Genomic DNA, 25,425 nt, shown 5'->3' on the forward strand with positions numbered 1-25,425 from the left:
ACCCCCGTAGAATCGTCGAGACATGTCACCTCGCGCCCTGAAGCCTCTCGAGCCGTCCGCCACCCCGCCGGAGCTCATCCGCAACTTCTGCATCATCGCCCACATCGACCACGGGAAGTCCACCCTGGCCGACCGGATGCTGCAGATCACCGGCGTCGTCGCCGACCGCGACATGCGCGCCCAGTACCTCGACCGCATGGACATCGAGCGCGAACGCGGCATCACCATCAAGTCCCAGGCCGTGCGGATGCCGTGGCAGCTGGGCGATTCCGCCTACGCGCTGAACATGATCGACACGCCCGGCCACGTCGACTTCACCTACGAGGTCAGCCGGTCGCTCGCGGCCTGCGAGGGTGCCATCCTCCTCGTCGACGCCGCTCAGGGCATCGAGGCCCAGACGCTGGCGAACCTCTACCTCGCCCTCGAGAACGATCTGCACATCATCCCGGTGCTCAACAAGATCGACCTCCCGGCCGCCGACCCCGAGAAGTTCGCCGCCGAACTCGCCGGACTCATCGGCGGCGATCCTGCGGATGTGCTGCGCGTCTCCGGCAAGACCGGAATGGGCGTGGAAGCCCTGCTCGACCGTATCGTCGAGCAGATCCCGGCACCGACGGGCAACGCAGACGCGCCGGCCCGCGCGATGATCTTCGATTCGGTCTACGACGCCTACCGGGGCGTCGTGACGTACGTGCGCATGGTCGACGGACAGCTGTCGCCCCGCGAGCGCATCCAGATGATGTCCACCCGCGCGACGCACGAGCTCCTCGAGATCGGCGTCTCCAGCCCCGAGCCGACGCCCACCCGCGGACTCGGCGTGGGAGAGGTGGGCTACCTCATCACCGGTGTGAAGGACGTCCGTCAGTCCAAGGTGGGCGACACCATCACGCACCACCGCGTGCCCGCGACCGAAGCCCTCCCGGGATACACGGATCCGAAGCCCATGGTGTTCTCGGGCATCTACCCGATCGACGGCAGCGACTACGGCGACCTCCGCGAGGCGCTGGACAAGCTGAAGCTCTCGGACGCGTCCCTGCAGTACGAGCCGGAGACGTCGGTCGCGCTGGGATTCGGCTTCCGCTGCGGGTTCCTCGGACTCCTGCACCTCGAGATCATCACCGAGCGCCTCGCGCGCGAGTTCGGCCTCGATCTCATCACCACCGCGCCCTCGGTGACGTACGAGGTCACCACCGACACCGGTGAAACGGTCACGGTGACCAATCCCAGCGAGTATCCGGACGGACGGGTCGCCTCGGTCTCCGAGCCGATGGTCAAGGTCGGCATCCTGCTCCCGAAGGACTACGTCGGCACCGTCATGGAGCTCTGCCAGACCCGCCGCGGCAGCCTGCTGGGCATGGACTACCTCAGCGAGGACCGCGTCGAGCTCCGCTACGACATGCCGCTCGGCGAGATCGTGTTCGACTTCTTCGACCAGCTGAAGTCCAAGACGCAGGGCTACGCGAGTCTCGACTACGAGCCCAGCGGGCAGCAGGAGGCCGACCTGGTCAAGGTCGACATCCTTCTCCAGGGCGACAAGGTGGACGCGTTCAGCTCGATCGTGCACCGCGAGAAGGCGTACGCGTACGGAACGATGATGACCGAACGCCTGCGGAAGCTCATTCCGCGCCAGCAGTTCGAAGTGCCGATCCAGGCGGCCATCGGCGCGCGCATCATCGCGCGCGAGAACATCCGTGCGATCCGCAAGGACGTCCTGGCGAAGTGCTACGGCGGCGACATCACCCGTAAGCGGAAGCTGCTGGAGAAGCAGAAGGAGGGCAAGAAGCGCATGAAGATGGTCGGACGCGTCGAGGTCCCCCAGGAGGCGTTCATCGCCGCGCTCTCCGGGGATGTCGAGGGCAAGGCCGCGAAGTAGGCTGGACCCCATGCGTCGAGGAAGCTTCCGGGACGACACCGTCGACTACGCCGCCGTCGGAGCCACCCAGGCCCCCGATCTGATGCAGTACCCGCCCGAGCGGAGCATCCCTGCGGAACAGTCGTGGCGCATCGGCAGCGGCGAAGCGCGGTTCCGCTCCGCGGGCGAGGCACTGCTGTCGTGGACGGCGCAGCGCGGGGCGGGGCTCGCCCTGAGCGACGTGCGTCCGGCCGCGGGACCGACCTACGCCGGTGTCAGCTTCGACCCGGAGGGGGTGCCCGTCGCCCCGAGCAGGAGCGAGTCGGACGTGCGCTACGACGCCGACGGCACCCCGTACGTCGCCGGGGGGACGACGGTGCGCGTGGCGGGTCGCGTGGGAGGAATGCGGGCGGATGCCGAGCTCCGCGTCATCTTCGCCGTCGACGAGCCGCGACGGATCGGTTTCGCGATCGGCACCGTGGGCGACTCCGTCGTCAGCGGCGAGGAGTCGCTCATGCTGGACTGGCACGACAACGACGAGGTGTGGTTCACCGTCCGCGCGTTCGACGCTCCGAAGGCCCCTCTCCACCGACTGTTCCCCGCGTTGACGCGGAGGCGGCGACGTGCGCTCTTTTCCGGCTATCTCCGCGCCATCTCACCTCTGTACACGACGTCGGCCTGACGTGGGGGCTGCGCTTCCGCTCGGTGACCCGATTCCCGCGGCGGGTCCTCTCGGGGAGGACTCGACGTGGTCGGCGGACGCGCCGTTCAGCGTGTACCTGCACGTTCCGTTCTGCCGCGTCCGTTGCGGCTACTGCGACTTCAACACCTACACCGCACAGGAACTGCACGGCGCGTCCCAGGACGCGTACGCCGAGACCGTCCGGCGGGAGATCACCCTCTCTGCTGCGCAGCTCGCCGCACGCGGTCCGTTGCGCCCCGCGACGACGGTGTTCCTCGGGGGCGGAACCCCGACCCTTCTTCCCGCAGGCGACCTCGGGCGGATGCTCCACGGCGTCGCCGAGGAGTTCGGTATCGCCCCTGACGCCGAGGTGACCGTGGAGGCCAATCCCGACACGGTCGTCGACGGCACCGCCGAGGCGCTGGCGGCGGCCGGAGTGACCCGGATGTCCGTCGGCATGCAGTCGGCGGTCCCGCACGTGCTGGCGAGCCTCGATCGCACACACCGCCCCGAGAACGTCCGCTCCGCGGTGAACTCCGCGCGGGCGGCGGGTCTGCAGGTGAGCGTCGACGTGATCTACGGCGCGCCGGGCGAGGCGCTGGAGGATTGGCGGCGCTCGCTCGACGCCGCCCTCGCACTGGAGCCCGATCACATCTCCGCGTACGCCCTCATCGTGGAGGACGGGACGAAGCTCGCCCGACAGATCCGCCGCGGCGAGGTCGTTCCGCCCGACGACGATCTGCAGGCGGACATGTACGAGCTGGCCGACGCACTCCTCGGTGAGGCCGGATACGACTGGTACGAGGTGTCGAACTGGGCACGCACCCCCGACAGCCGCTCACGCCACAATCTCGCGTACTGGGAAGGTGCCGACTGGTGGGGCTACGGCCCCGGCGCGCACAGCCACATCGCGGGTACCCGGTTCTGGAATGTGCGGCACCCGGCGGCGTACGCCGCGCGCCTCGCCGCAGGGGAGTCGCCGGCGGCGGGACGCGAGACGCCGGACGCGACAGCGCGCCGATGGGAGGAGGTGCTCCTCCGCACCCGCATCCGCGACGGGCTTCCCGTCGAGCGTCTGTCGGCGTCCGGACGACGAGCTCTCGCCGCTCTGATCGCCGACGGACTGGTCGACGGCGCAGCAGCGGTCCACGGTCGGGTGGTGCTGACGCTGCGCGGACGTCTCCTCGGCGACACGGTGGCCCGCGCACTGACCTCCTGAGCGCCTCCCGAGCCGACCCGGGGCCATCGAGTAGAATTGGCACTCGATTCCGGTGAGTGCCAACGATCGTCCGAGGAGGTGGCATGGTCAGCGAGCGGGGCCTCCAGGTGCTGCGCGCCATCGTTCAGGACTACGTCGACACGCGTGAGCCCGTGGGCAGCAAGGCGATCGTCGATCGTCACGCCTTCGGCGTGTCCGCCGCGACGATCCGAAACGACATGGCCCAGCTCGAGGACGAGGAGCTCATCGCGGCTCCGCACACCTCATCCGGCAGGGTTCCCACTGACAAGGGTTACCGCGTTTTCGTCGACCATCTGGCGGAGCTCCGCCCGTTGAGCACCGCGCAGCGCAGCGCCATCGCCTCCTTCCTGGAGGGGTCGAGCGACCTGGACGACGTCCTCACGCGCACGGTGCGCGCCCTGACCAGCCTCACGGGACAGGTCGCGATCGTGCAGTATCCCTCGTTCGCCCGGGCACGCGTCACCCATGTGGAGCTCGTGCAGCTCGGCGGCGGACGGATGCTGGTCATCGTCGTCACCGACACCGGACGGGTGTCGCAGCGCGTCGCCTCCGTGCGCGACGAGTTCGACGACAGCGATCTCGGCCGGATCCGGGCGGAGCTGGGAACCCTCCTCGTCGGCAGGCCCGTGCGGGAGGGACTCGAGCGCATCGCCGCGCGGATCGCGACACCCGATGAACCCACGGTCCCGCGGGAGACGGCCACGATCCTCATCGCGAAGGCCGTGGCGGAGGAGCTCGAGCACTTCCGGCAGGACCGCCTCGTGATGGCCGGCAGCGCCAACCTCGCCCGCAGCGAAGCGGACTTCCGCGGGAGCATCTATCCGCTCCTCGAGGCGATCGAGGAGCAGGTGACCATCCTCCGGCTGATGGGCGAGATGGTCGCGGACGATCAGGGCCTCGCCGCGAGCATCGGGCGCGAGAACGAACCGTTCGGCCTCGGCGAGGCATCCGTCCTGGCCAGCGACTACGACGTGACCGGTGCGCGTACCCGTGCGCGCGTCGGTCTCCTCGGTCCGATGCGGATGGATTACCCGACCAATCTCGCGGCGGTGCGGGCCGTGGCCCGATACCTCACGCGGATCCTCGAAGAAGACGAGAGCGGCCGCTGACGCTGCTCACCCGACCCCGCGTTCCGCGCGGGCAGAAAGGCCACCGTGACTGACCACTACGAGGTCCTCGGCGTCGCGCGCGACGCCAGTCCGGATGAGATCAAGAAGGCGTACCGGCGCCTGGCCCGCCAGTTGCACCCGGATGTCAATCCGGGAGACGACGCGGCCGAGCGCTTCAAGCTCGTCACCCACGCGTACGACGTGCTGAGCGACCCCGATCAGCGTGCCCGGTACGACATGGGCGGCGACGGCGGTGGACTCGGCGGTGCCGGGTTCGGCGGCTTCGGTGACATCTTCGAGACCTTCTTCGGCGGCGGCGGAGCCCGCGCGGGGCGTCCGCGCTCGCGTCGGGAGCGCGGGCAGGACGCCCTCGTGAAGGTCTCCCTCGAACTCGGCGACGTCGTCTTCGGCGTGCACCGCGACATCGAGGTCGACACCGCCGTGGGGTGCGAGACCTGCGAGGGGTCCTGCTGTCAGCCGGGCACCGCACCCGTGACATGCGACATCTGCCACGGATCGGGGCACGTCCAGCGTCAGGTCCGCAGCCTGCTCGGGAACGTCGTCACGAGCCAGCCCTGCTCGGTATGCCAGGGATACGGCACGACCATCCCGTACCCGTGCGCCACCTGCCAGGGACAGGGACGGGTCCGTTCCCGCCGAACGGTCTCCCTCGACATCCCCGCCGGCGTCGAGACCGGTCTCCGCCTCCAGCTTCCGGGCTCGGGAGAGGTGGGGCCCGCCGGCGGCCCGAACGGCGACCTGTACATCGAGATCTCCGTCGCCCCGCACGACGCGTTCAGCCGCGAGGGGGACGATCTGCTCGCCACCCTCGAGGTGTCGATGCCCGACGCGATCCTCGGGACGACCACCACCATCACGTCGTTGGACGGCCCGGTCGATCTCGAGATCCGTCCCGGCGTGCAGGCGGGCGACGTGCTGACCATCAAGGGACGGGGCATCACTCCGTTGCGCGGTTCTCAGCGCGGCGATCTGCGCGTCGGAGTCCACGTCGTGACCCCCACCCGACTCGACGCGAAGGAACGTGCGCTGATCGAAGAGTTCGCCCGACGCACGAAGGCGCCCTCCCCTCGGCTCTCCGAGTTCCATCAGGGACTGTTCGCGAAGCTCCGCGATCGGTTCCGCCACTGAGATGGCTCTGCATTTCGTGACGGATGCCGTCTCCGACGCCGCCGTCGGCGACGACCTCGTCCTCTCCGGTACCGAGGCGCACCACGCCGCGACGGTGCGCCGAGTGAGGGCGGGGGAGGCCGTCACGATCGGGGACGGCCGAGGGGTCTGGGCGGAGGGTACCTGCACGGAGGTCGCGCCCCGGCGCGTGGTGGTCGCGGTCACGGTGCGACGCGAGGTCCCGGCTTCCCGCCCGCGCGTGGTGCTGGTCCAGGCGCTGGCGAAGGGCGATCGGGACGAGCTCGCCGTTCAGGCGTCGACGGAACTCGGCGTCGATGAGATCGTCCCGTGGCAGGCGGAGCGCAGCGTGTCGCGCTGGGATGCGGCCAAGGCGATCAAGGGTCGTGCTCGCTGGACCACGATCGTCCGGGAGGCGGCCAAGCAGGCGCACCGGGCCTGGATCCCCGCCGTCGCGCCCCTCGCGACCACGCGCGAGGTCGCGTCCGCGTTCGCCGCGGCTCACCTCGTCGTCCTCGACCCCGACGGGTCGGAGCGCGTGAGCGAACTCCGCTTCACCGACGACGAGGACGTCGTCCTCGTCGTCGGGCCCGAAGGCGGGATATCGGACGGCGAGCTCCGCACCTTCTCCGACGCGGGGGCCGTTGTCGCGCGCCTCGGCGACACGGTGCTGCGCACCTCCACGGCGGGGCCCGCGGCGCTCGCGGTCCTGAGCGCGTCGCTCGAGCGCTGGTGACCCCGCCGGTCCTCGCAATCCGCGCGGATAGACTGGCCGCTATGGCCGAGTCGTCGATCTTCACCCGCATCCTCCGCGGAGACATCCCCGCGGAGATCCTCGCCGAGACCAAGAACGTCTTCGCCATCCGCGACATCGCGCCGCAGGCGCCCCTGCATCTCCTGGTGATCCCCAAGTCGGAGGAGTACCGCAACGTCGTGGAGCTCGCGGCCGGTGCACCCGACATCCTGGCCGAGATGATCGGTCTCGCGTCTTCGCTCGCCGCGGAACACGGTGACGGCGATTTCCGACTGGTGTTCAACACCGGCGCCGGCGCCGGTCAGACGGTCTTCCATGTGCACGCACACGTCCTGGCCGGTGGGCTGGGGGAGAAGAGTCTCGGTGGCTGACGACACCTCGACAGAACGCATCTACGCCGACGGGGTGGCGATGGTCCAGCTCCTCGGCCCGCAGGATCGGCTGCTCCGTGTGGTCGAGCGGGAGCACCCGAGTGTGGACGTGCTCGTCCGCGGGAACGAGATCACCCTCTCGGGGGCGACCGACGACGTCGCGGCGGCGCGGCGGCTCGTGGACGAGCTGCTCGAGATGACGCGAGCGGGGCACGACCTCGCTCCCTCCGACGTCTCCTCATCCAACCGGATCCTCCGCAGCGACGGCGGCCCCCGCCCGTCCGAGGTGCTCGGAGAGGCGATCCTCTCCTCGCGGGGCAAGGTGATCAGGCCGAAGACGGCGGGGCAGAAGGCGTACGTCGACGCGATCGAGGATCACACGATCGTGTTCGGCATCGGTCCGGCCGGTACCGGGAAGACCTACCTCGCCATGGCGAAGGCGGTGCAGGCCCTGCAGCGCAAGGAGGTCAACCGGATCATCCTCACGCGCCCTGCCGTCGAGGCGGGGGAGCGGTTGGGCTTCCTCCCCGGGACTCTCACCGACAAGATCGATCCCTATCTGCGCCCGCTCTACGACGCCCTCAACGAGATGATGGATCCGGAGCTGGTCCCCAAGCTCATGGCGACCGGCACGATCGAGGTCGCGCCGCTTGCGTATATGCGCGGACGCACCCTCAACGACTCCTTCGTCGTCCTCGACGAAGCGCAGAACACGACGCCGGAACAGATGAAGATGTTCCTCACGCGACTGGGGTTCGGGACCCGGATGGTCGTCACCGGCGACGTCACCCAGGTCGACCTCCCGCAGGGGGCGTCCGGACTCCGCCTGGTGACCCGCGTGCTGTCGGACATCGATGACATCCACTTCGCCCATCTGACGTCGGAGGATGTCGTCCGGCACACGCTGGTCGGACGCATCGTCGACGCGTACAGCGCCTACGACGAGAAGCGATTGGCGGCTCGACGCGAGCGCGATGAGGCGAGCGAGTTCGCCAACCGCGCCGACCGACGCGGAGGACCGCGCGGCGCAGGCCCGCGCGACCGTCTGGGCAAGAGGGGGCGTTCATGACGATCGAGATCAGCAACGAGTCGGGGATCGACGTCGACGAGACCGTGCTCCTCCGCCTCACGGAGCACAACCTGTCGGAACTGCGCGTGAGTCCGGACGCGGATGTCGCCATCCTCCTGGTCGACGAGGGCGCGATGGAATCGCTCCACGTCCAGTGGATGGACGAGCCGGGGCCGACCGACGTCCTGAGCTTCCCCATGGACGAGCTCCGCCCGGGGACCGAGGACATGCCCACGCCTCCCGGACTCCTCGGCGACATCGTGCTGTGCCCGCAGGTCGCGGAGGCGCAGGCGGTCGCGGCCCGGCACTCGACCGCCGATGAGCTGATCCTGCTCACCACCCACGGCCTGCTCCACCTCCTCGGCTTCGACCATGCCGAGCCGGAGGAGGAACGGGAGATGTTCGGCCTCCAGCGCGAGCTCATCGCGAGCTTCCACGCGGCCGAACGCCGTCGGCCTCGCACATGACCGAAGCGCTCCTGCTCGTCGGGGCCGCCCTTCTGCTCGGTTTCGGCTTCCTGATGGTGGCCCTCGACGCCGCCCTCGGCGTGACTTCCCGCGCCGACCTGGCGGAGCTCGGCTCGGACGGCCGCAATGCCGTGTCTCTGCGGCGCATCGCGGTCGACCCCGAAGCCCACACCAACGCCGTCATCTTCATCCGAGTGCTGGCAGAGACCACCGCGGCCGTCCTGGTGACGGTGGCCCTCACCCTGCTGTTCGACAACATCTGGTGGGCCATGCTCGCCGCGGCCGTGCTCATGACGGGGATCTCCTACATCGTCGTGGGCGCGAGCCCCCGCAGCGTGGGTCGGCAGCACGCCCGCGGTCTGCTCCGCGCCGCGGCGCCCGTCGTCCGCGGCGTCCGCGTCCTCCTCGGTCCCCTCGCACACGGCCTCGCCGCCATCGGCACACGTGTCGCTCCGGGACGCGCACGGACAGGGTCCTTCGCATCGGAGGAGCAGCTGCTGAGCATCATCGACGAGGCCGCGGAGAACGACCTGATCGAGGAGGACGACCGCGAGCTCATCCACTCGGTGTTCGATTTCACAGAGACGTACGTGCGCGCCGTCATGGTGCCGCGCACCGACATGGTGACGGTGGATGCCGCGGCGTCGACGCGCGAGGCCATGGCCATCTTCCTCGACAAGGGCGTCTCGCGGGTGCCGATCGTCGACGACGAGGCCGACGACGTGATCGGGGTCCTCTACCTGAAGGATCTCGTGCAGTTCGGCTTCCGTGACGAGGTCGGCTGGCGCGATGCACCCGCCGCCCGCGTGGCGCGCCCGGCGGTGTTCGTCCCCGAGTCGATGCGCGCCGAGACCCTCCTCCAGCAGATGAAGCGCGATGCCGTGCACGTGTGCCTCGTGGTCGACGAGTACGGGGGCGTCTCGGGCCTGGTCACTCTGGAGGATCTGATCGAAGAGCTCGTGGGCGAGATCGCCGACGAATACGACCCGCGGGCGGACGAGATCGAGGAGATCGGGCCCGGCCACTACCGCGTCAGTGCCCGCCTCGGCGTCGACGAGGTCGGCGACCTTTTCGGGATCGACATCGAGGACGAAGACGTCGATTCCATCGGCGGCCTGCTCGGCAAGGCTCTCGGGCGTGTTCCGCAAGCCGGCGCCACCGCCGAATACGCCGGCCTCGTCATGATCGGCGGTGCCTCGCGCGGCCGCGGGCGCGGGATCGCGACCGTCTTCGTCGAACGCGCGCCGTCGCCGGTCGACGAGAACGTGGGGGAGCGGCATCCGCGAACCGGAGAACTGCGCACGGTGGGCACCGGAGGTGCGGAGACCCGCAGCGACGACCCCCGCGAAGGGAAGAACTGAGATGACCACTGACACGTTCCGTTCGGGATTCGTGACCTTCGTCGGGCGACCGAACGTCGGCAAATCGACGCTGACCAACGCCCTCGTCGGCGAGAAGGTCGCGATCATCAGCGACAAGCCGCAGACGACGCGTCGGGCGATCCGCGGCATCGTCACCCGACCGGACGGTCAGCTCGTGATCGTCGACACGCCGGGTCTCCACAAGCCCCGCACGCTCCTCGGGCAGCGCCTGAACGACCTCGTCGAGTCGGTCCTCGGGGACGTCGACGTCATCGGATTCTGCGTGCCGGCCACCGAGAAGGTCGGGCCCGGCGATCGTCGCATCGCGGAGTCCCTGTCGGGATATCCCCGGGCGCGCAAGGTCGCGATCGTCACCAAGACGGACGCGGCGTCGCGCGAGCAGATCACCGATCGCCTGGTCGAAGTGGATGCCCTCCGCGAGGACTGGGATGCCGTCATCCCGCTGTCCTCCCTCACGCGCGACCAGCTGGACGTGCTCGCCGACGAGCTTCTGGCCATGATGCCGACCGGGCCCGCGCTGTACCCCGAGGACGTCGTCACCGATGAATCCCGCGAGGATCGCATCGCGGAGATCATCCGGGAATCGGCCCTCGACGGCGTCCGGGACGAGCTGCCCCACTCGATCGCTGTCACCATCGAGGACATCGCGCGCCGCGAGACCGGCGACATGACAGACATCCACGCCAACGTGATCGTCGAGCGGGACAGCCAGAAGGCGATCATCATCGGACACAAGGGCTCGCGCCTCCGCGACGTCGGCGCGCGCGCCCGTGCCCAGATCGAGCCGCTGGTGGGGACGCGTGTTTTCCTGAAGCTGCATGTGCGGGTCGCGAAAGACTGGCAACGCGATCCCAAGCAGCTCGGGCGCCTCGGATTCTGAGCCGGGGTCCTGCTACCATCGACGCATGCGCTTCGGCGGGCTTCTCCTTCTTAGTCGCCGCGACGAGTCCTCGTTCTAGGACCCTCCTCGTCGCGGAGCTTGTCGTCGGTCCGCACCCATCGGCATCCAGCCGGCCCCCTCTCGGGCCCACGATCTGAAGCGACGAATCATGGAAAACACCCAGCGCCCCTCGGGCATGCCCATCCACAAGTACCGCCCGTTCCACGAGCAGATCCGGGTGGAGCTGCCCGATCGCACGTGGCCCGACCGCCGGATCACGGCCGCCCCGCGGTGGTGCGCGGTCGATCTCCGCGACGGCAACCAGGCGCTCATCGACCCGATGAGCCCGGAGCGCAAGCGGATCATGTTCGATCTGCTCGTCGGCATGGGCTACAAGGAGATCGAGGTCGGCTTCCCGTCGGCGAGCCAGACCGATTTCGATTTCGTCCGTCACCTCATCGAGGACGATGCGATCCCCGGTGACGTCACCATCCAAGTCCTCACCCAGGCACGCGAGCACCTGATCGAGCGCACGTACGAGGCGATCGCGGGCGCGAAGCAGGCGATCGTCCACCTCTACAACTCGACGAGCGTGCTGCAGCGCGAGGTGGTGTTCCGCACCGACAAGCAGGGGATCATCGACATCGCCCTCGAGGGCGCGCGGCTGTGCCGTGAGTTCGAGAAGCGCATCCCCGAGACGAAGGTCTTCTACGAGTACTCCCCGGAGAGCTACACCGGCACCGAGCTGGAGTTCGCGGTCGACGTCTGCAACCAGGTGATCGAAGTCTTCGAGCCCGCGCCCGAACGCAAGGTCATCATCAACCTGCCCGCGACCGTGGAGATGACGACCCCCAACGTGTACGCCGACTCGATCGAGTGGATGAGCCGGCATCTCGCGCACCGCGAGAACGTCATCCTGTCCCTGCATCCGCACAACGACCGCGGCACGGCCATCGCTGCGGCCGAGCTCGGCTACATGGCCGGCGCCGACCGTATCGAGGGCTGCCTGTTCGGCAACGGCGAGCGCACCGGAAACGTCGACCTGGTGGCGCTGGGGATCAACCTGCTGACGCAGGGCGTGGACCCGCAGATCGACTTCAGCGACATCGATCACGTCAAGCGGACCGCGGAGTACTGCAACCAGCTGCCGGTGCCGGAGCGCAGCCCGTGGGCCGGCGATCTGGTGTTCACGGCATTCAGCGGCTCGCACCAGGACGCGATCAAGAAAGGCTTCGAGGCGATGGAGTCCCGTGCCCAGGCGCAGGGCGTCACCGTCGACGAGATCGAATGGGCGGTTCCATATCTGCCCATCGACCCGAAGGACCTCGGCCGCTCCTACGAAGCGGTCATCCGCGTCAACTCCCAGTCCGGCAAGGGCGGCGTGGCGTATCTGCTGAAGAGCGATCACGCCCTGGACCTGCCCCGTCGCCTGCAGATCGAGTTCTCCGGAGTCGTCCAGGCCAAGACGGATGCCGAGGGCGGCGAGGTCACGAGCGAGCAGATCTGGTCGGTCTTCACCGACGAGTACCTGCCCGCCGCGCACGACGACCATCGCTGGGGCCGGTTCGAGCTGCTCTCGACCCGGTCGCAGAGCGACCTGTCCGCGGACGTCGCGCTCGATGTGACCCTCCGGGACGGCGACGAGAGCATCCAGGCGTCCGGCCGGGGCAACGGCCCCGTCGCCGCGTTCCTGGAGATCATCCGCGCCCAGGGATTCGACGTCACGCTCTACGACTACGTGGAGCACGCGCTGAGCTCCGGCGGGGACGCGCAAGCCGCTGCCTACGTCGAGCTCCAGGTCGACGGCGAGCGCCTGTGGGGCGTGGGCATCGACAACGACATCTCGACGGCATCCCTCAAGGCCATCGTCTCCGGCGTGAACCGCGCGATCCGCACCCGGGCCCACGCCGCGGAACTCACCGCCGTCTGACCTTCCCCCTCACCGCGAGGGCGGCGGGGCGGGAGGTCAGGACTTGGGGAGGGCGATCGACGAGGTCTCCACCGCCACCTTGCGCCGATAAAGCGCACGCTGCTCGGGAAGCGAGATGTCGAACACCACCGCGAGCACCCGGATGACCGCGGTCACCGCCACTCCCGCGATAGCCGCGACCCCGGCGGCTCCGCCGAGCTCGGTGGTGATGGCCAGGGTGGCGCACCCGGCGGCTGCGGCCACGGCGTAGAGCGATCCGACGTGCATGATCGCCACCGGCAGACCCATGATGATGTCGCGGAGGATGCCGCCGCCCACGGCCGCGCACACCCCCACGAACACCGCGGGGACCGGCGGGAGACCGAGCGCCAACGCCTTGGTGGTGCCGAAGGCGCCGAACAGGCCGATCACGACGGCGTCGAGACCGACGATCAGCGCGTTCAGGCGTCGGAAGACCCCGGCCAGCAGCATCCCCACGAGCGCGGCGGCCGTCGCGGTGAGCAGATACCAGTTGCTCTGCAGGGTGACGGGCGGAACGTTCAGCAGCAGGTCGCGGATGAGTCCGCCGCCCATGCCCATGACGATGCCGATGATGGCGACGCCGAGGAGGTCCAGGCGTCGCTCGCCGCGGAATCCGGAAGCGAACAGCGCCCCCTGGATGCCGCCGAGTCCGACGGCGAGGAGGTCCGCCCACAGGGGGATCACGAAGATCGGCTCGTCCACGCCTCTATTGTGCGCGGTCGCAGGGATAATCGAGCAGTGCCCACGTATCGCGACGAGGTGGTGATCCTGCGCACCCACAAGCTGGGTGAGGCGGACCGCATCCTCACGCTCCTCTCCCGCCGACACGGCAAGGTCCGCGCCGTGGCCAAGGGGGTGCGACGGACGTCGTCGCGCTTCGGAGCACGGCTGGAGCCGTTCATGGTGGCCGATGTGCAGCTGTACAAGGGGCGCTCCCTCGACATCGTGCAGCAGGCGGAATCCCTCGGGTCCTACGGCGCCGACATCGTCGCACACTACGACCGCTACACCTCCGCCCACGCGATGGTGGAGGCCGCGGACCGGCTGAGCGAGGCGGACGCCACGACGCAGCAGTACTTCCTCCTCGTCGGCGGGCTTCGCGCTCTCTCCCGCGGCGAGCACGCTTCCCGCGCGATCCTGGACTCCTACCTCCTGCGCGCCATGGCGCTGTCGGGCTGGGCGCCCGGACTCGACGAGTGCGCCCGGTGCGGCGCCCCGGGTCCGCACGACGCCTTCGTCGCGCAGCTCGGCGGCATGGTCTGCGCGGCGTGCGCGCCCACCGGGTCCGCGCGCATCGACCGCTCGACGGCCGTGGTGCTCCGCGCCCTCATGTCCGGGGACTGGGATGCCGTGGACACGGCGACCGCGGGTGCGACCAACGCGGCGTCCGGTCTGGTGTCGGCCTACGCGCAGTGGCACCTCGAGCGCGGCATCCGCGCACTGTCCCATGTCTCCTCTCGCGGAACGGTCTCATGACTCCCAAGCCCTACACGCATCGCGACGCCGTGCCGTACCGCCCGATCGACTGGACCGGCATCCACCCTCCGGCCTTCCCGAAGAAGGGGGTGCCCCAGCACGTCGCCATCGTGATGGACGGCAACGGTCGCTGGGCGAACCGGCGCGGTCTCACGCGCGTCGAGGGCCACCGCGCCGGTGAAGCGGCTCTCCTGGATGTCGTGGCGGGCGCGATCCAGGCGGGGGTACGCCATCTCTCGGTGTACGCCTTCTCCACCGAGAACTGGTCGCGCTCGCCGGACGAGGTCCGCTTCCTGATGGGGTTCAACCGCGACGTCCTGCACCGACGCCGCGATCAGCTGAACGAGTGGGGCGTGCGCGTCCGCTGGGCGGGTCGCACACCGCGCCTGTGGGGCTCGGTCATCAAGGAGCTCCGATACGCGGAGGAGCTCACCCGCGACAACTCCACGTTGACGTTGACGATGTGTGTGAACTACGGCGGGCGCATCGAGCTCGTCGACGCGATGCGCTCCATCGCCGACGACGTCGCAGCGGGGCGTCTGCGTCCCTCCGCCGTCACCGAGAAGCTCATCGCACGCCGGCTCTACCTGCCGGACATGCCCGATGTCGACCTCTTCGTCCGCTCCAGCGGCGAACAGCGCACCTCGAACTTCCTCCTGTGGGAATCCGCCTACGCGGAGTTCGTCTTCCTCGACACGCTGTGGCCGGACTTCTCCCGCACCGATCTGTGGCGGGCGATCGAGCTGTACCTGGACCGGGATCGACGCTTCGGCGGCGCGGTCGACACGCCCGAGCCGCCGGCTCTGTGAGCGCGTCGGAGCACCTTCGTCGTCGGCTCGGTGTTCTTCACCGCCGCCGCCTTCATCCACCTCGCGCTGAGCGGACGGCGGCCGCCGGAGAACGCCCTGCGCGGGGCGGCCGCCGCGGACTGGTGGTCGGCGGCGACGCAGTTCATCGGCACGGTCCTGTTCAACATCAGAACCGCGACGCGCGATCACGTCCGACCGGGAATAGACGCACGCGTTCCCGATGTTCGGTCGAGGGTGACGGAACCCATCAGAATCGACGTGTGGAGCGACATCGCCTGCCCGTGGTGCTACATCGGCAAGCGGAACCTCGAGACGGGGATCGCTCAGGTCGCGGAGGACGGCGACGCGCCCGAGGTGCAGGTCGTCTTCCATTCGTACGAGCTGTCGCCCGACACCCCCGAGGACTTCGACGGGGGTGAGGTCCAGTATCTGACCGCCCACCGCGGCGTGTCCGAGGAGCAGGCCCAGCAGATGCTCGACCGCGTCGGCGCGATGGCGGCCGACGCGGGCCTCGAGTACCGCTTCGACATCCTCCGGCACACGAACACCCTCAAGGCCCACGAGCTGCTCCACTTCGCACGGGAGCAGGGCCGACAGGGTGATGTCGCCGAGCGACTCATGGCGGCGTACTTCACGGAGGGGCGTCATCTCGGACGCATCGAGGAACTCGCGACCCTCGCGGGGGAGGCGGGCCTCGACCCGACGGCCGCGGCGGAGGCGCTGCGATCGGGGCGGTTCGCCCCGGCCGTCGCCGCCGACAAGGCACAAGCGGTCGCGTACGGCATCACCGCCGTCCCCTTCTTCGTCATCGACGAGAAGTACGGAGTGGCGGGCGCGCAGCCTGCAGACGGATTCGCCCAGATCCTCCGTCGGGTGCGGGACGAGCGATCCGACGAGGTCGTCGCACCCGCGTGAGCGGGTGCGCACGGCGTCGCGGGCCGGTGACGCGACCCTCTGCCGACCTGGGAGAATGGGGCCCGTGAGTATTGCGACCGCGCCGCCGAGCACGTTGCGCATCGGGCCGATCGCCCTGGATGCGCCCGTCGTCCTCGCCCCGATGGCGGGGATCACCAACACCGCGTTCCGACGCCTCTGTCGCGAATACGGCGCGGGTCTGTACGTGAGCGAGATGATCACCTCGCGCGCCCTCGTCGAGCGCAACGCCACGACGATGCGACTGATCACCCACCACGAGTCCGAGACCCCGCGCTCGATCCAGCTCTACGGTGTGGACCCCGGAACCGTCGAGGCCGCCGTACGGCTGCTCGTCGAGGAGGACCGCGCCGACCACATCGATCTGAACTTCGGATGCCCCGTCCCCAAGGTGACGCGCAAGGGCGGGGGAGCGGCCCTTCCGTGGAAGCTCGGTCTGTTCCGTGAGATCGTCGAGCGCGCGGTGCGCGCGGCGGGCTCCGTCCCCCTCACGGTGAAGATGCGCAAGGGGATCGATCCCGACCACCTCACCTACCTGGAGGCCGGCCGCATCGCCGAGGGAGCCGGGGTCTCGTCGATCGCGCTCCACGCCCGCACGGCCTCGGAGTTCTATTCCGGCCATGCCGACTGGGCCGCGATCGAGAAGCTCAAATCCGCCGTCACCTCGGTCCCCGTCCTCGGGAACGGCGACATCTGGTCCGCCGAGGACGCCGTGCGGATGATGGCGGAGACCGGGTGCGACGGCGTGGTGGTCGGGCGCGGATGCCTCGGTCGACCGTGGCTCTTCGGTGATCTCGCCCGGGCCCTCGGAGCACCGGATGCCGGTGCCCCCGTCGACGCGGATCTGCGCTTCGTCGCCGCGGCGTTCCGCCGACACGCCGAGCTCCTCACGGAGTTCTTCGAAGACGAGCAGCGCGGATGCCGCGACATCCGCAAGCACGTCGCGTGGTACTTCAAGGGCTATCCGGTCGGCGGCGACGTCCGCGCGCGACTGGCGACGGTCTCCTCGCTCGACGAGATCGACGAGCTTCTGGCCCTGCTCGATCTGGACGCGCCCTACCCGGGGGCGGCCGCCGAGGGCCAGCGGGGCCGCGCGGGAACCCCCAAGCGCCCTGCTCTCCCCGACGGCTGGCTGGAATCCCGTGAGCTCACCGGTGCCGCCTCCACCGCGCTCGCCGAGGCCGAGACGGATCACAGCGGTGGGTGACGCGCAGGCGGGTGCGGTCGCCGGGCCGCCGATCGGCTATGTCGCCGCCGACGCCGAGCGCTTCCATCCCGAGCAGCATCGGTCGCAGCGGGACGGATTCGCCCGTGACCGCGCGCGCGTGCTGCATTCGGCGGCCCTGCGCCGCCTCGCCGCGAAGACGCAGGTGCTGAGTCCCGCGAGTCCGGTCGATTTCGCGCGCAACCGCCTCACCCATTCGCTCGAAGTCGCCCAGGTCGGCCGTGAGCTGGCCACCGCGTTGCACCTGTCGCCTGACGTCGTGGACACCGCGTGCCTCAGTCACGACCTCGGCCACCCGCCGTTCGGACACAACGGCGAACGCGCCCTGAATGACTGGGCGGAGCCGTTCGGCGGGTTCGAGGGGAACGCCCAGACGCTGCGCATCCTGACCCGTCTGGAGCCCAAGGTCATCGCCGAGGACGGTCGGAGCCACGGCCTGAACCTCACCCGGGCGAGCCTGGACGCCGCGTGCAAGTATCCCTGGACCGCGGACCAACCGCTCCCGGACCCCGGTGGCCGGCTCAAGTTCGGGGTCTACCCCGAAGACGAAGCGGTGTTCCGCTGGATGCGCGAGGGGGCACCGGGTCGCGTCCGTTGCATCGAGGCGGAGGTGATGGACCTTTCCGATGACATCGCCTACTCGGTGCATGACTTCGAGGACGCGATCGTCAACGGCTACCTCGACCCCGTCCGGCTGGCCGACCCCGGCGAACACGACGCGCTGCTCACGGCCGTCCAGACATGGGTCGGGTACGACTTCGCCCGCGACGAGCTCGAGGACGCCCTCTTCCGCCTCATGCGGCTGCCCGAGTGGGTGCAGGAGTTCGACGGAACGCGGGCGTCGTCCGCACGGCTGAAGAACCTCACCTCCGATCTGATCGGTCGGTTCGCGCGGGCCGCGACCGCCGCGACGCGGGCCGCGGCACCCGAGCACGAGCTCACCCGCTACCGCGCGCACGTCGTCGTCCCCCGTGTCGTGGAGGCGGAGATGGCCGTCCTCAAGGGCATCATCGGGGCTTTCGTGGTGTCGATCGACGGCCGCAAGGAGCTGTACAGGGAACAGCGGCGTCTCCTGAAGCGCCTGGCGAGCGCGTTGTGGGATTCGCCCGGCGAACTCGACGCGGTGCATCGCGAGGATTTCGCCGCGGCGGAGACGGATGACGCACGCCGTCGCGTGATCGTCGATCAGGTGGCGAGCCTCACCGATCAGCTCGCGATCGCCTGGCACGCCCGGCTCATCGGCGAGGTCGACCCGGCATCCGTGGGACTCTGGTCCCCTCACATGACGGCGCCGCCCGACGGGAGGCGGTGATGGCGGGCCGCATCCGGCAGGCGGATGTCGAGGAGGTCAAGGCGCGCACCGACATCGCCGACATCATCGGAGAGCGCGTCGCCCTGCGCCCCGCAGGCGTCGGATCCATGAAGGGCCTGTGCCCCTTCCACGACGAGCGCAGTCCGAGCTTCAACGTCCGACCGCAGGCGGGGTTCTACCACTGCTTCGGATGCGGCGAATCCGGCGACGTGTACTCCTTCCTCCGCCGCATGGACCACCTGTCCTTCTCGGAGGCCGTCGAGAAGCTCGCTGGCCGCATCGGCTACGCCCTGCACTACGAGGACGGGGGAGCGGCCCCGGACACCACGGGACGCACGCGGCTCTACGCCGCGAACGCGGCGGCGGCGGAGTACTTCCGCGGGCAGCTCTCCTCCGGAGAGGCGGAGATCGCCCGACGGTTCCTGGGTGAACGCGGCTTCGATGCCGGCGCGGCGGCGCACTTCGGCGTGGGCTACGCGCCGCGCGGCTGGTCCGGTGTCCTCACCGCCCTCCGGGAGAAGGGCTTCCGCGATGATGAGCTGTCGGCGGCGGGCCTCGTCTCCCAGGGACAGCGCGGCGTGTACGACCGGTTCCGCGGTCGCGTCGTCTGGCCGATCCGTGATGTCACCGGGCAGGTCATCGGGTTCGGCGCCCGCCGGCTCCACGAGGACGACAACGGACCGAAATACCTCAACACCCCCGAGACCGCCGTGTACCGCAAGGCGAACGTCCTGTACGGATTGGATCTCGCGAAGCGCGACATCTCGCGCGAGCACCGCGTGGTGGTCGTCGAGGGATACACCGACGTGATGGCCTGTCACCTCGCCGGAATCACCACCGCGATCGCCACCTGCGGCACCGCTTTCGGCGCCGACCACATCTCGGTGCTCCGCCGCGTGATGGGTGACGACTCCGCGGCGGGCGAAGTGATCTTCACCTTCGACCCGGATGCCGCAGGCCAGAAGGCCGCCCTCCGCGCGTTCGCCGACGCGAAGCGGTTCAACGCCCAGACGTATGTCGCCACCGGACCCGAGGGCCTCGACCCCTGCGACCTCCGGCTGCAGCGGGGCGACCGAGCGGTGCGCGCGATGGTGACGACCAAGGCGCCGATGGTCGAGTTCGTCATCGGCCAGCGCATCGCGGGTTTCGACCTCGCCTCCGTCGAGGGTCGCGTGGGCGCACTGCGGGTGGCCGCACCCGTCGTCGCCGAACTGCGGGACCCGCTCCTCCAACCGGAGTACGTTCGCGTCCTCGCCCGACGCCTCGGCATGGACACCGAGGACGTGCGCCGCGAAGTGACGCGCGCGGGCCGATCCTCGGGAGAGTCTCCCCGGACGGATGCCGCACCCTCCGGGGTCCCGGAGGGGACCGCCGATTCCCTGCGGCCGACCCTGGCGACGCTGCCCCGCACCCGTGATGTGGCGATGGAACGCGACGCGCTGATGGGGGTCCTCCAGTTTGGTCACCGCATGGACGGTGACATCGTCGCGCGCGCGATCGGCCTCCCGTTCCGGCATCCGGGGCTCGACGCCGTCCGCCAGGCCGTGGCAGGGGTGGATGACCTCTCCCGACCGGGGTGGGCGGCCGATGCGATCGGGAACGTCCGCGAGCTCTATAGGGGGCTCGGCGCGGAGCTCCTCGCGGCGAATTTCCCCGCGCAGAACGACGACGAGGCGGTGGCGTCGGCCACGGACCTGAGCAGACGCCTGGTCATGCGCGCGCTGGAAGCGGAGAAGCACGAGCTGCTCGGCGCGATCCAGCGTGTCGCGCCCGACTCCGACGGCGGGCGCAGCATCCGCATCAGACTCCGTGAGATCGACGCCGAGCGGGAGCGCATGCTCGCCGAGGAGTGACGGCGTCTTTGGCCGGTCACTCGGGCTCGGGCATGATGGCACGATGGCCCGACCCCGCGAGACCGACACGGCGATCCGCTGTTCCGACCTGTCCGTCGCGCGATCCTCCCGGGGGGTGCCTTCTCAACGGGTCGTGGACGGGGTCTCCTTCGTCCTCCCGCGTGCGTCGGCGCTGACGGTGATGGGTCCGACGGGATCCGGGAAGTCGAGTCTTGCGACCGCGCTCTCGGGCATCGAGACGGCAGGGCTGTCCATCGACGGCGGGGATGCGGAGGTGGAGGGGATCTCGGTGCGACGCCCCGGACGCTCGCGCCGGGTGCTGACCTATGTCGCCGCCCACCTGCCTCAGGCCGCCGGCGCTCGCCTTCCCGCCCGCCTGACGGTTTCGGAGGTGATCGGTGAGCCGATCACCTCTCGGGATCGCCGCGTGAATCAGCGTGCCCTCGCCGTGCGGGTGGCGGCGTTGCTGGACGAGCTCATGCTGCCGCTCGGCGCCGCGGCGAAATACCCCTACGAACTCAGTGCCGGGATGCGGCAGCGGGTCGCCTTCGCCCGCGCCCTGGTGCTGCAGCCGAAGGTGCTCATCGCCGACGAGCCCTTCGCCAACCTCGACGTCGAGGTCCGACGGGCGGCGAAGGATGCGATCCTCGACCGCCAGAAGGCGTACGGCCTCTCGGCGGTCATCGTCTCCAACGACGCCGATGTGATCGAGGATCTCGACACGGACGTCCTCGTCCTTCGGGGCGGACACACCGTCGCGTACGGTCACGGATCCGACGGACTCCTCTGGACCCCGGACGAAGGCGACACGCCGAGCCCGGTTTCGACCTGAGTTCACGAGCACCCTCCGTGTGTTGCTAAGATGGTGGGGTTGCCTGCTGCGGCGGGCATATTCCTCGGTAGCTCAATTGGCAGAGCAATCGGCTGTTAACCGATAGGTTCTTGGTTCGAGTCCAAGCCGGGGAGCGAGAATCCCGCGTTCATCTGACGCGGCTCTCACCGAAAGCCCGGGCTTCCACCCCGGGCTTTCCTCGTTTCTCAGGCGTCGAGGTCGTCGACCCCGGGCATCCACGACTTCCCGGGGCGGCCCCAGCCCCGCTTGCGCGCGATCTTCGCCACGATCCGCGCGTCACCGTCATCGAGCCGATCCACGTACAGGACGCCGTTGAGGTGATCGAACTCGTGCTGGAGGATTCGGGCGCGCCACCCGTCGACCTCGATGCGCACGGGAGCCCCTTCGAGGTCCGTTCCCGTGACCACGGCCCGGTCCGAACGACGCAGCGGGAAGCGCTCACCCGGGAACGACAGGCATCCTTCCGACTCGTCGTCGGGATCCGGATGCCCCGGCTCGGGAGGTGTCATCCACAGCTCGGGATTGATGAGGACGCCGCGCCACGGATGCCCGTCATCGTCCTCGTACGAGTACGTGAAGATCCGCAGCCCCACCCCGACCTGCGGCGCCGCCAGTCCCACGCCGGGAGCGGCATCCATCGTCTCGAACATGTCCGCCACGAGCGTCCGGATGTCGGCGTCGACGGTGTCGACGGGCACGGCGGGAGCGTGGAGGACGGGATCACCCATGATGCGAATCGGCAGAACGGCCACGCCTTGAGCCTACCCAGCGGGGTGCGCGGCTAATGTCGTTACGTGATCTGGACCGCGAACGAACTGGAAGAGTACGGCGAGACCCTCGTCGGGGCGTTCCAGAATCCCGGCATCCTGATCGGCATCCCGCTGGCGCTGCTCGGTGCCGTCTTCATGTCGTTCGGAGCGCAGTACCAGCACCGCGGTGTCACCAAGGTCGAACAGCTCAGCGGCACCGCCGCGCGCCAGGGGCTGTCCGGTTCACATGTCGCGAAGCTGCTGGCACGGCCGTCGTGGGTGCTCGGCACGGTGATGCTCGGTCTCGCCATCGCCTGCCAGCTCGCGGCCCTCTCTTTCGCTCCCCTGATCATGGTCCAGCCGCTCGGCGCGATCGCCCTGGTCATCACGACCCTGCTGAACGCGCAGATCAGCGGTCATCGACCGACCCGGCGGTCGCTCGTGGCGATCGCGGCGTGCGTCGGCGGCATCTTCGTCTTCGTCACCATCGCCGCGCTCTTCGCCACGGAGAAGCCGGTGACCGACCTGCAGGTGATCACGATCCTCGTGATCATGGCCGTGGTCACCGTCGTCTTCGCCGGTCTCTGGGTGTGGCTGCGTGCCCGGATCGGCGCGCTGTTCTACATCATGGCCGCGGGGATCATCTACGGCTTCGTCGCGACGCTCGCCAAGACGGTCATCACCCGGTTCCAGGCCGGAAACATCGAATGGCTGACCTTCGCGGCCCTCGCCGCGCTTCTCATCGGCACCGCCGTGGGTGCGTACTTCGTGCAGACCGCCTATTCGTCGGGGCCGCCGGATCTCGTCATCGCCGGGCTCACCGTGATCGATCCGATCGTCGCGGTCCTGATCGGCCTGTTCGTGCTGCGCGAAGCCATGGGCGCTCCTCTGTGGGCCTACATCGGCTTCGGTGTCGTCGGGGCGGTCGCCGTCTGGGGTGTCTTCCAGTTGGCGCGACACCACCCGCAGATCGTCAGCGACTCGCAGGAACTGCCGATCCCACGCGGGAGCACGGGCGAACCGGCTCCTTCGACCGGCTCGATCCGCATCGCGGAAGCCGTGTCGAAGGTATGGCCGGAGCCGCCGGTGAAGGATCCGGCGGACGATCCCGACCGGACCTGATCGGTAGGGCGGGTGGGACTTGAACCCACGATCGTCGGGTTATGAGCCCGCTGCCTTGACCAGCTTGGCCACCGCCCCCTGCATCGACGAGCCTACCGCCCGGCGATCTCCTGCATGGCTTCGCCGATGTAGGAGTACTTCACGAAGACCTCGGGGGCGATTCCGGCCTCTTCGAGAACGCCCTGCACGGCACCGAGCATGTAGCTGTAGTCCCAACCCATGTAGAGATGGTGCCCTTCGTCGAGCGCGTCCCAGTCGCCCGTCCACGACGCCTCCGTGTAGACCGGCCCGCCGTTGCGCTCACTGAACGCGACGACGGCGGGACGCGCGTCGGCCCAGAGTCGCTTGAAGATCCGGTTGAAGAGGTAGCGGGCGTCCGGCACCTCCCAGTGCTCCCCGCGGTACTCGACGTACGACCACTCGCGCTGCCAGCCGCGCGGCCAGCCACGACGACGCACCGCGTCGAGGATGGGAGTCAGGCCGTCGTCGTCGATCGGGCCGAGATCGGGGCGGGCCCAGGTGCGCACGACGGCGTCCGCCAGGTGCGCCGAGCGGGCGGACACCGCCGCCGTGTTCCAGACGGCTGTGTCGGCGATCTCACGGGTCTGCGGGACCCGGCTGCCAGCGTACGCATCGCGTTTGGCGGGGAACCCGGCGTCGAACACCGTCGCCGCGCGCTCCTCCTCCAGCAACGCGAGGTTGCCGAGCGTTTCGGACAGTGCCCGGTGGCTGTTCTGCTCGTCCTCGCTGAGCGCGGCCCACACGCGCCCGTCGCCTCCCGTCCAGGCCTCGCCCGGCACGACGGGCGCGATGTGGTCGACGTCATACCCTTCCGCCGAGTCCAGGCCCGCGAGTCGGGCGAGAACGAACGTGGGGTGGGGGAGGGGGGAGAATTTCAGCGCCACGCGGATGCGTTCGTCGGACGGGGTGACCCGCGCGATCGCCTCGCGAAGCGCCTCATGCCCCTCGTCACGCGCACGGCACAGACGGGGCACGATCCGATCCATCGACACGGAGACGACGGCCCGCCGGAAGGAGAGCGTCTCGGCAAGCTGCAGGGTGTCGCGGAGCTCGTCGTCCGAGGTCGCCCCTCGGCGGTGGTCGTAGAGGGCGCGCAGAAGCAACGGATGCAGTGCGGAGCCGAACGTGGACAGGCCCGCCAGCCGGGAAGCGAGAGCGGGATCGGCGTGGGTCCGCGGGGAGAGCAACGTGCGGTACAGCTCGGAGTAGACCCGCCACTCCTCGGCCACCTCACGGAGCGCGGGGATGTCGAGGCGCGGGAACAGCTGGCGGAACACGTCGTAGACCGCGCGCTGACCGGGTGCGATCTCGCGACCGGTGCGCTGGACCAGGTAGTGCCGCCAGAACGCGGCGATGGCCTCGCCGGTGTTCTCCTCGAGCGGGAGCCAGAAGCCCTCCTCGATCTCGCGCTGCTCCGCGTGGGAGAGACCCATGAGGACGTAGTTGTGGATCAGCTCGTGGTCCCGGAGCGGCTCTCCGGTCGAGTTGAGGCTCTCGAAGATCTGCTGGGCGTTCGCCCCCGGGCCGAGCGTGATGGCGACGTGCTCCAGCTTCTGCAACCCCCGCCAGATGCGAGGGGCCTCGGCGAGACTGATCTGGCTGCGGAAGAAGGAGTAGTTGTCGGCGAACCGGGAGCCGATCCCGGTCTCGGCCTGCGCGAACACGACGGCCTCGAACTTCTCCGCCCACGCGCGATGGGGGCGCAGGCGCGTCCGCGTCGGATCCGAGGGGGAGACCAGCAGCCGCGTGAGTGAGGCCGCGAGGTCATCGTCGTGACCGCGCACGGTGTGCTGGAGCGCCGCGGCGAGGAGCATCAGCGTCGTCAGCCTCTGCTGACCGTCGATCAGGACCAGGTCCAGGCCTTCGGCCCCGCTCGACGACAGGACCGATCCCAGGAAATGCATCCGGGAGTCGTCCAGATCCGCCACGGCGCGGATGTCGCTCAGGAGCTGCTCGCACGCCCCGATATCCCAGCGGTACTGCCTCTGATACACGGGGACGACGATCGAGCGCGAGCCCGAGGAGAGCCATCCGATGGTGTTGACCGCGGTCGCCTCGACATTGGTGGCTGTCACCATCAGCTGTCTCTCACCCTTTCCACGCCGTCCGCGCCGCTCGGCGCACCCGGACGATTCTACGCGGCGCGCCCTCCGCCCCCGGTGAGCGAAG

General features: G+C 69.5%; 23 protein-coding genes and 2 tRNA genes. 21 read left to right on the plus strand and 4 right to left on the minus strand.

All coding sequences use genetic code 11. The features are described 5' to 3' along the window. Nucleotides 1-22 precede the first annotated feature (22 nt). The 12 genes from lepA (at nucleotide 23) to leuA (ending at nucleotide 12,882) form a co-directional block, all read left to right on the plus strand. The gene (gene lepA, locus LTL01_RS13910; protein ID WP_053548617.1) at nucleotides 23-1,873 is read left to right on the plus strand and encodes a translation elongation factor 4; all 1,851 of its coding nucleotides are present in this window, start codon (nucleotides 23-25) and stop codon (nucleotides 1,871-1,873) included. A 10-nt stretch (nucleotides 1,874-1,883) separates the two neighbouring features. Then, nucleotides 1,884-2,534 (plus strand): DUF1990 domain-containing protein, encoded by a 651-nt coding sequence (locus tag LTL01_RS13915; RefSeq protein WP_053548618.1) that lies wholly within the window; start codon nucleotides 1,884-1,886, stop codon nucleotides 2,532-2,534. A 1-nt stretch (nucleotide 2,535) separates the two neighbouring features. Beyond that, nucleotides 2,536-3,753 carry a radical SAM family heme chaperone HemW gene (gene hemW / locus LTL01_RS13920; RefSeq protein WP_053548619.1) on the plus strand — a complete coding sequence of 406 codons (1,218 nt, stop codon included), beginning with the start codon at nucleotides 2,536-2,538 and terminating at the stop codon, nucleotides 3,751-3,753. 83 nt (nucleotides 3,754-3,836) lie between these two features. Next, a complete protein-coding gene (hrcA, locus tag LTL01_RS13925; RefSeq protein ID WP_053548620.1) occupies nucleotides 3,837-4,883 on the plus strand; it encodes a heat-inducible transcriptional repressor HrcA in 1,047 nt (348 codons plus the stop codon). Between the two features lie 45 nt (nucleotides 4,884-4,928). After that, the gene (gene dnaJ / locus LTL01_RS13930; RefSeq protein ID WP_053548621.1) at nucleotides 4,929-6,032 is read left to right on the plus strand and encodes a molecular chaperone DnaJ; all 1,104 of its coding nucleotides are present in this window, start codon (nucleotides 4,929-4,931) and stop codon (nucleotides 6,030-6,032) included. A 1-nt stretch (nucleotide 6,033) separates the two neighbouring features. After that, the gene (locus LTL01_RS13935; protein WP_053548622.1) at nucleotides 6,034-6,765 is read left to right on the plus strand and encodes a 16S rRNA (uracil(1498)-N(3))-methyltransferase; all 732 of its coding nucleotides are present in this window, start codon (nucleotides 6,034-6,036) and stop codon (nucleotides 6,763-6,765) included. Nucleotides 6,766-6,806: 41 nt separating this feature from the next. After that, on the plus strand, nucleotides 6,807-7,154 hold the full coding sequence (locus tag LTL01_RS13940) for an HIT domain-containing protein (RefSeq protein ID WP_053548623.1): 348 nt from the start codon (nucleotides 6,807-6,809) through the stop codon (nucleotides 7,152-7,154). 40 nt (nucleotides 7,155-7,194) lie between these two features. Then, nucleotides 7,195-8,223 (plus strand): PhoH family protein, encoded by a 1,029-nt coding sequence (locus LTL01_RS13945; RefSeq protein WP_231718041.1) that lies wholly within the window; start codon nucleotides 7,195-7,197, stop codon nucleotides 8,221-8,223. Then, a complete protein-coding gene (gene ybeY, locus LTL01_RS13950; RefSeq protein ID WP_053548625.1) occupies nucleotides 8,220-8,690 on the plus strand; it encodes an rRNA maturation RNase YbeY in 471 nt (156 codons plus the stop codon). The genes LTL01_RS13945 and ybeY overlap by 4 nt, the downstream gene beginning before the upstream one ends. Beyond that, nucleotides 8,687-10,051: a hemolysin family protein gene (locus LTL01_RS13955; RefSeq protein WP_053548626.1), complete on the plus strand. Its 1,365-nt coding sequence runs from the start codon at nucleotides 8,687-8,689 to the stop codon at nucleotides 10,049-10,051. The genes ybeY and LTL01_RS13955 overlap by 4 nt, the downstream gene beginning before the upstream one ends. A 1-nt stretch (nucleotide 10,052) precedes the next feature. Next, nucleotides 10,053-10,952: a GTPase Era gene (gene era / locus LTL01_RS13960; protein WP_053548627.1), complete on the plus strand. Its 900-nt coding sequence runs from the start codon at nucleotides 10,053-10,055 to the stop codon at nucleotides 10,950-10,952. A 169-nt stretch (nucleotides 10,953-11,121) separates the two neighbouring features. Continuing rightward, a complete protein-coding gene (gene leuA / locus LTL01_RS13965; RefSeq protein ID WP_236968994.1) occupies nucleotides 11,122-12,882 on the plus strand; it encodes a 2-isopropylmalate synthase in 1,761 nt (586 codons plus the stop codon). Between the two features lie 36 nt (nucleotides 12,883-12,918). Here the strand turns inward: leuA and LTL01_RS13970 are convergent, their stop codons facing one another. Then, nucleotides 12,919-13,605, minus strand: coding sequence for a trimeric intracellular cation channel family protein (locus LTL01_RS13970; RefSeq protein ID WP_053548629.1), 687 nt, complete (start codon nucleotides 13,603-13,605; stop codon nucleotides 12,919-12,921). Between the two features lie 36 nt (nucleotides 13,606-13,641). Here LTL01_RS13970 and recO point away from each other — a divergent pair, with 36 nt between their 5' ends. The 8 genes from recO (at nucleotide 13,642) to LTL01_RS14010 (ending at nucleotide 21,477) form a co-directional block, all read left to right on the plus strand. Further along, nucleotides 13,642-14,379 carry a DNA repair protein RecO gene (recO, locus tag LTL01_RS13975; RefSeq protein ID WP_236968995.1) on the plus strand — a complete coding sequence of 246 codons (738 nt, stop codon included), beginning with the start codon at nucleotides 13,642-13,644 and terminating at the stop codon, nucleotides 14,377-14,379. After that, nucleotides 14,376-15,188 (plus strand): isoprenyl transferase, encoded by an 813-nt coding sequence (locus LTL01_RS13980; protein WP_053548631.1) that lies wholly within the window; start codon nucleotides 14,376-14,378, stop codon nucleotides 15,186-15,188. The genes recO and LTL01_RS13980 overlap by 4 nt, the downstream gene beginning before the upstream one ends. A gap of 234 nt (nucleotides 15,189-15,422) precedes the next feature. Further along, nucleotides 15,423-16,103, plus strand: coding sequence for a DsbA family oxidoreductase (locus tag LTL01_RS13985; RefSeq protein ID WP_053548698.1), 681 nt, complete (start codon nucleotides 15,423-15,425; stop codon nucleotides 16,101-16,103). Between the two features lie 55 nt (nucleotides 16,104-16,158). Then, a complete protein-coding gene (gene dusB / locus LTL01_RS13990; RefSeq protein ID WP_236968996.1) occupies nucleotides 16,159-17,328 on the plus strand; it encodes a tRNA dihydrouridine synthase DusB in 1,170 nt (389 codons plus the stop codon). Continuing rightward, entirely contained in the window at nucleotides 17,321-18,658 is a 1,338-nt protein-coding gene (locus LTL01_RS13995) for a deoxyguanosinetriphosphate triphosphohydrolase (protein ID WP_236968997.1), read from the plus strand. Before dusB ends, LTL01_RS13995 begins: the two co-directional genes overlap by 8 nt. Then, on the plus strand, nucleotides 18,658-20,511 hold the full coding sequence (dnaG, locus tag LTL01_RS14000; RefSeq protein ID WP_236968998.1) for a DNA primase: 1,854 nt from the start codon (nucleotides 18,658-18,660) through the stop codon (nucleotides 20,509-20,511). The genes LTL01_RS13995 and dnaG overlap by 1 nt, the downstream gene beginning before the upstream one ends. Before the next feature lie 43 nt (nucleotides 20,512-20,554). Continuing rightward, nucleotides 20,555-21,343, plus strand: a complete 789-nt coding sequence (locus tag LTL01_RS14005; RefSeq protein WP_053548634.1) for an ATP-binding cassette domain-containing protein — start codon at nucleotides 20,555-20,557, stop codon at nucleotides 21,341-21,343. Nucleotides 21,344-21,404: 61 nt separating this feature from the next. Next, nucleotides 21,405-21,477 (plus strand) — tRNA-Asn (locus LTL01_RS14010). Between the two features lie 72 nt (nucleotides 21,478-21,549). Here LTL01_RS14010 and def read toward each other — a convergent pair. Next, the gene (gene def / locus LTL01_RS14015) at nucleotides 21,550-22,116 is read right to left on the minus strand and encodes a peptide deformylase (protein WP_082334770.1); all 567 of its coding nucleotides are present in this window, start codon (nucleotides 22,114-22,116) and stop codon (nucleotides 21,550-21,552) included. A gap of 42 nt (nucleotides 22,117-22,158) precedes the next feature. On the opposite strand from def, the gene LTL01_RS14020 reads away from it, so the two are divergent. Further along, nucleotides 22,159-23,235, plus strand: a complete 1,077-nt coding sequence (locus tag LTL01_RS14020) for a DMT family transporter (protein ID WP_236968999.1) — start codon at nucleotides 22,159-22,161, stop codon at nucleotides 23,233-23,235. Nucleotides 23,236-23,239: 4 nt separating this feature from the next. On the opposite strand, the gene LTL01_RS14025 is transcribed toward LTL01_RS14020, so the two are convergent. Together LTL01_RS14025 and LTL01_RS14030 are read right to left on the minus strand one after the other, a co-directional pair. Continuing rightward, nucleotides 23,240-23,313: transfer RNA gene (locus LTL01_RS14025), tRNA-Ile, on the minus strand. Nucleotides 23,314-23,327: 14 nt separating this feature from the next. Beyond that, a complete protein-coding gene (locus LTL01_RS14030) occupies nucleotides 23,328-25,334 on the minus strand; it encodes a DUF262 domain-containing protein (protein ID WP_236969000.1) in 2,007 nt (668 codons plus the stop codon). Nucleotides 25,335-25,425 lie beyond the last annotated feature (91 nt).

The organism is Microbacterium aurantiacum, from assembly GCF_021654035.1.
Classification (GTDB): Bacteria; Actinomycetota; Actinomycetes; order Actinomycetales; family Microbacteriaceae; genus Microbacterium; species Microbacterium aurantiacum.

Coding starts and splice junctions, on each gene's coding strand:
- lepA (WP_053548617.1), top strand. CDS start 23: ATGTCACCTCGCGCCCTGAAGCCTCTCGAGCCGTCCGCCACCCCGCCG.
- LTL01_RS13915 (WP_053548618.1), top strand. CDS start 1,884: ATGCGTCGAGGAAGCTTCCGGGACGACACCGTCGACTACGCCGCCGTC.
- hrcA (WP_053548620.1), top strand. CDS start 3,837: ATGGTCAGCGAGCGGGGCCTCCAGGTGCTGCGCGCCATCGTTCAGGAC.
- LTL01_RS13935 (WP_053548622.1), top strand. CDS start 6,034: ATGGCTCTGCATTTCGTGACGGATGCCGTCTCCGACGCCGCCGTCGGC.
- LTL01_RS13940 (WP_053548623.1), top strand. CDS start 6,807: ATGGCCGAGTCGTCGATCTTCACCCGCATCCTCCGCGGAGACATCCCC.
- LTL01_RS13945 (WP_231718041.1), top strand. CDS start 7,195: ATGGTCCAGCTCCTCGGCCCGCAGGATCGGCTGCTCCGTGTGGTCGAG.
- ybeY (WP_053548625.1), top strand. CDS start 8,220: ATGACGATCGAGATCAGCAACGAGTCGGGGATCGACGTCGACGAGACC.
- LTL01_RS13955 (WP_053548626.1), top strand. CDS start 8,687: ATGACCGAAGCGCTCCTGCTCGTCGGGGCCGCCCTTCTGCTCGGTTTC.
- era (WP_053548627.1), top strand. CDS start 10,053: ATGACCACTGACACGTTCCGTTCGGGATTCGTGACCTTCGTCGGGCGA.
- leuA (WP_236968994.1), top strand. CDS start 11,122: ATGGAAAACACCCAGCGCCCCTCGGGCATGCCCATCCACAAGTACCGC.
- LTL01_RS13980 (WP_053548631.1), top strand. CDS start 14,376: ATGACTCCCAAGCCCTACACGCATCGCGACGCCGTGCCGTACCGCCCG.
- dusB (WP_236968996.1), top strand. CDS start 16,159: ATGGGGCCCGTGAGTATTGCGACCGCGCCGCCGAGCACGTTGCGCATC.
- dnaG (WP_236968998.1), top strand. CDS start 18,658: ATGGCGGGCCGCATCCGGCAGGCGGATGTCGAGGAGGTCAAGGCGCGC.
- LTL01_RS14005 (WP_053548634.1), top strand. CDS start 20,555: ATGGCCCGACCCCGCGAGACCGACACGGCGATCCGCTGTTCCGACCTG.
- LTL01_RS14030 (WP_236969000.1), bottom strand. CDS start 25,334: ATGGTGACAGCCACCAATGTCGAGGCGACCGCGGTCAACACCATCGGA.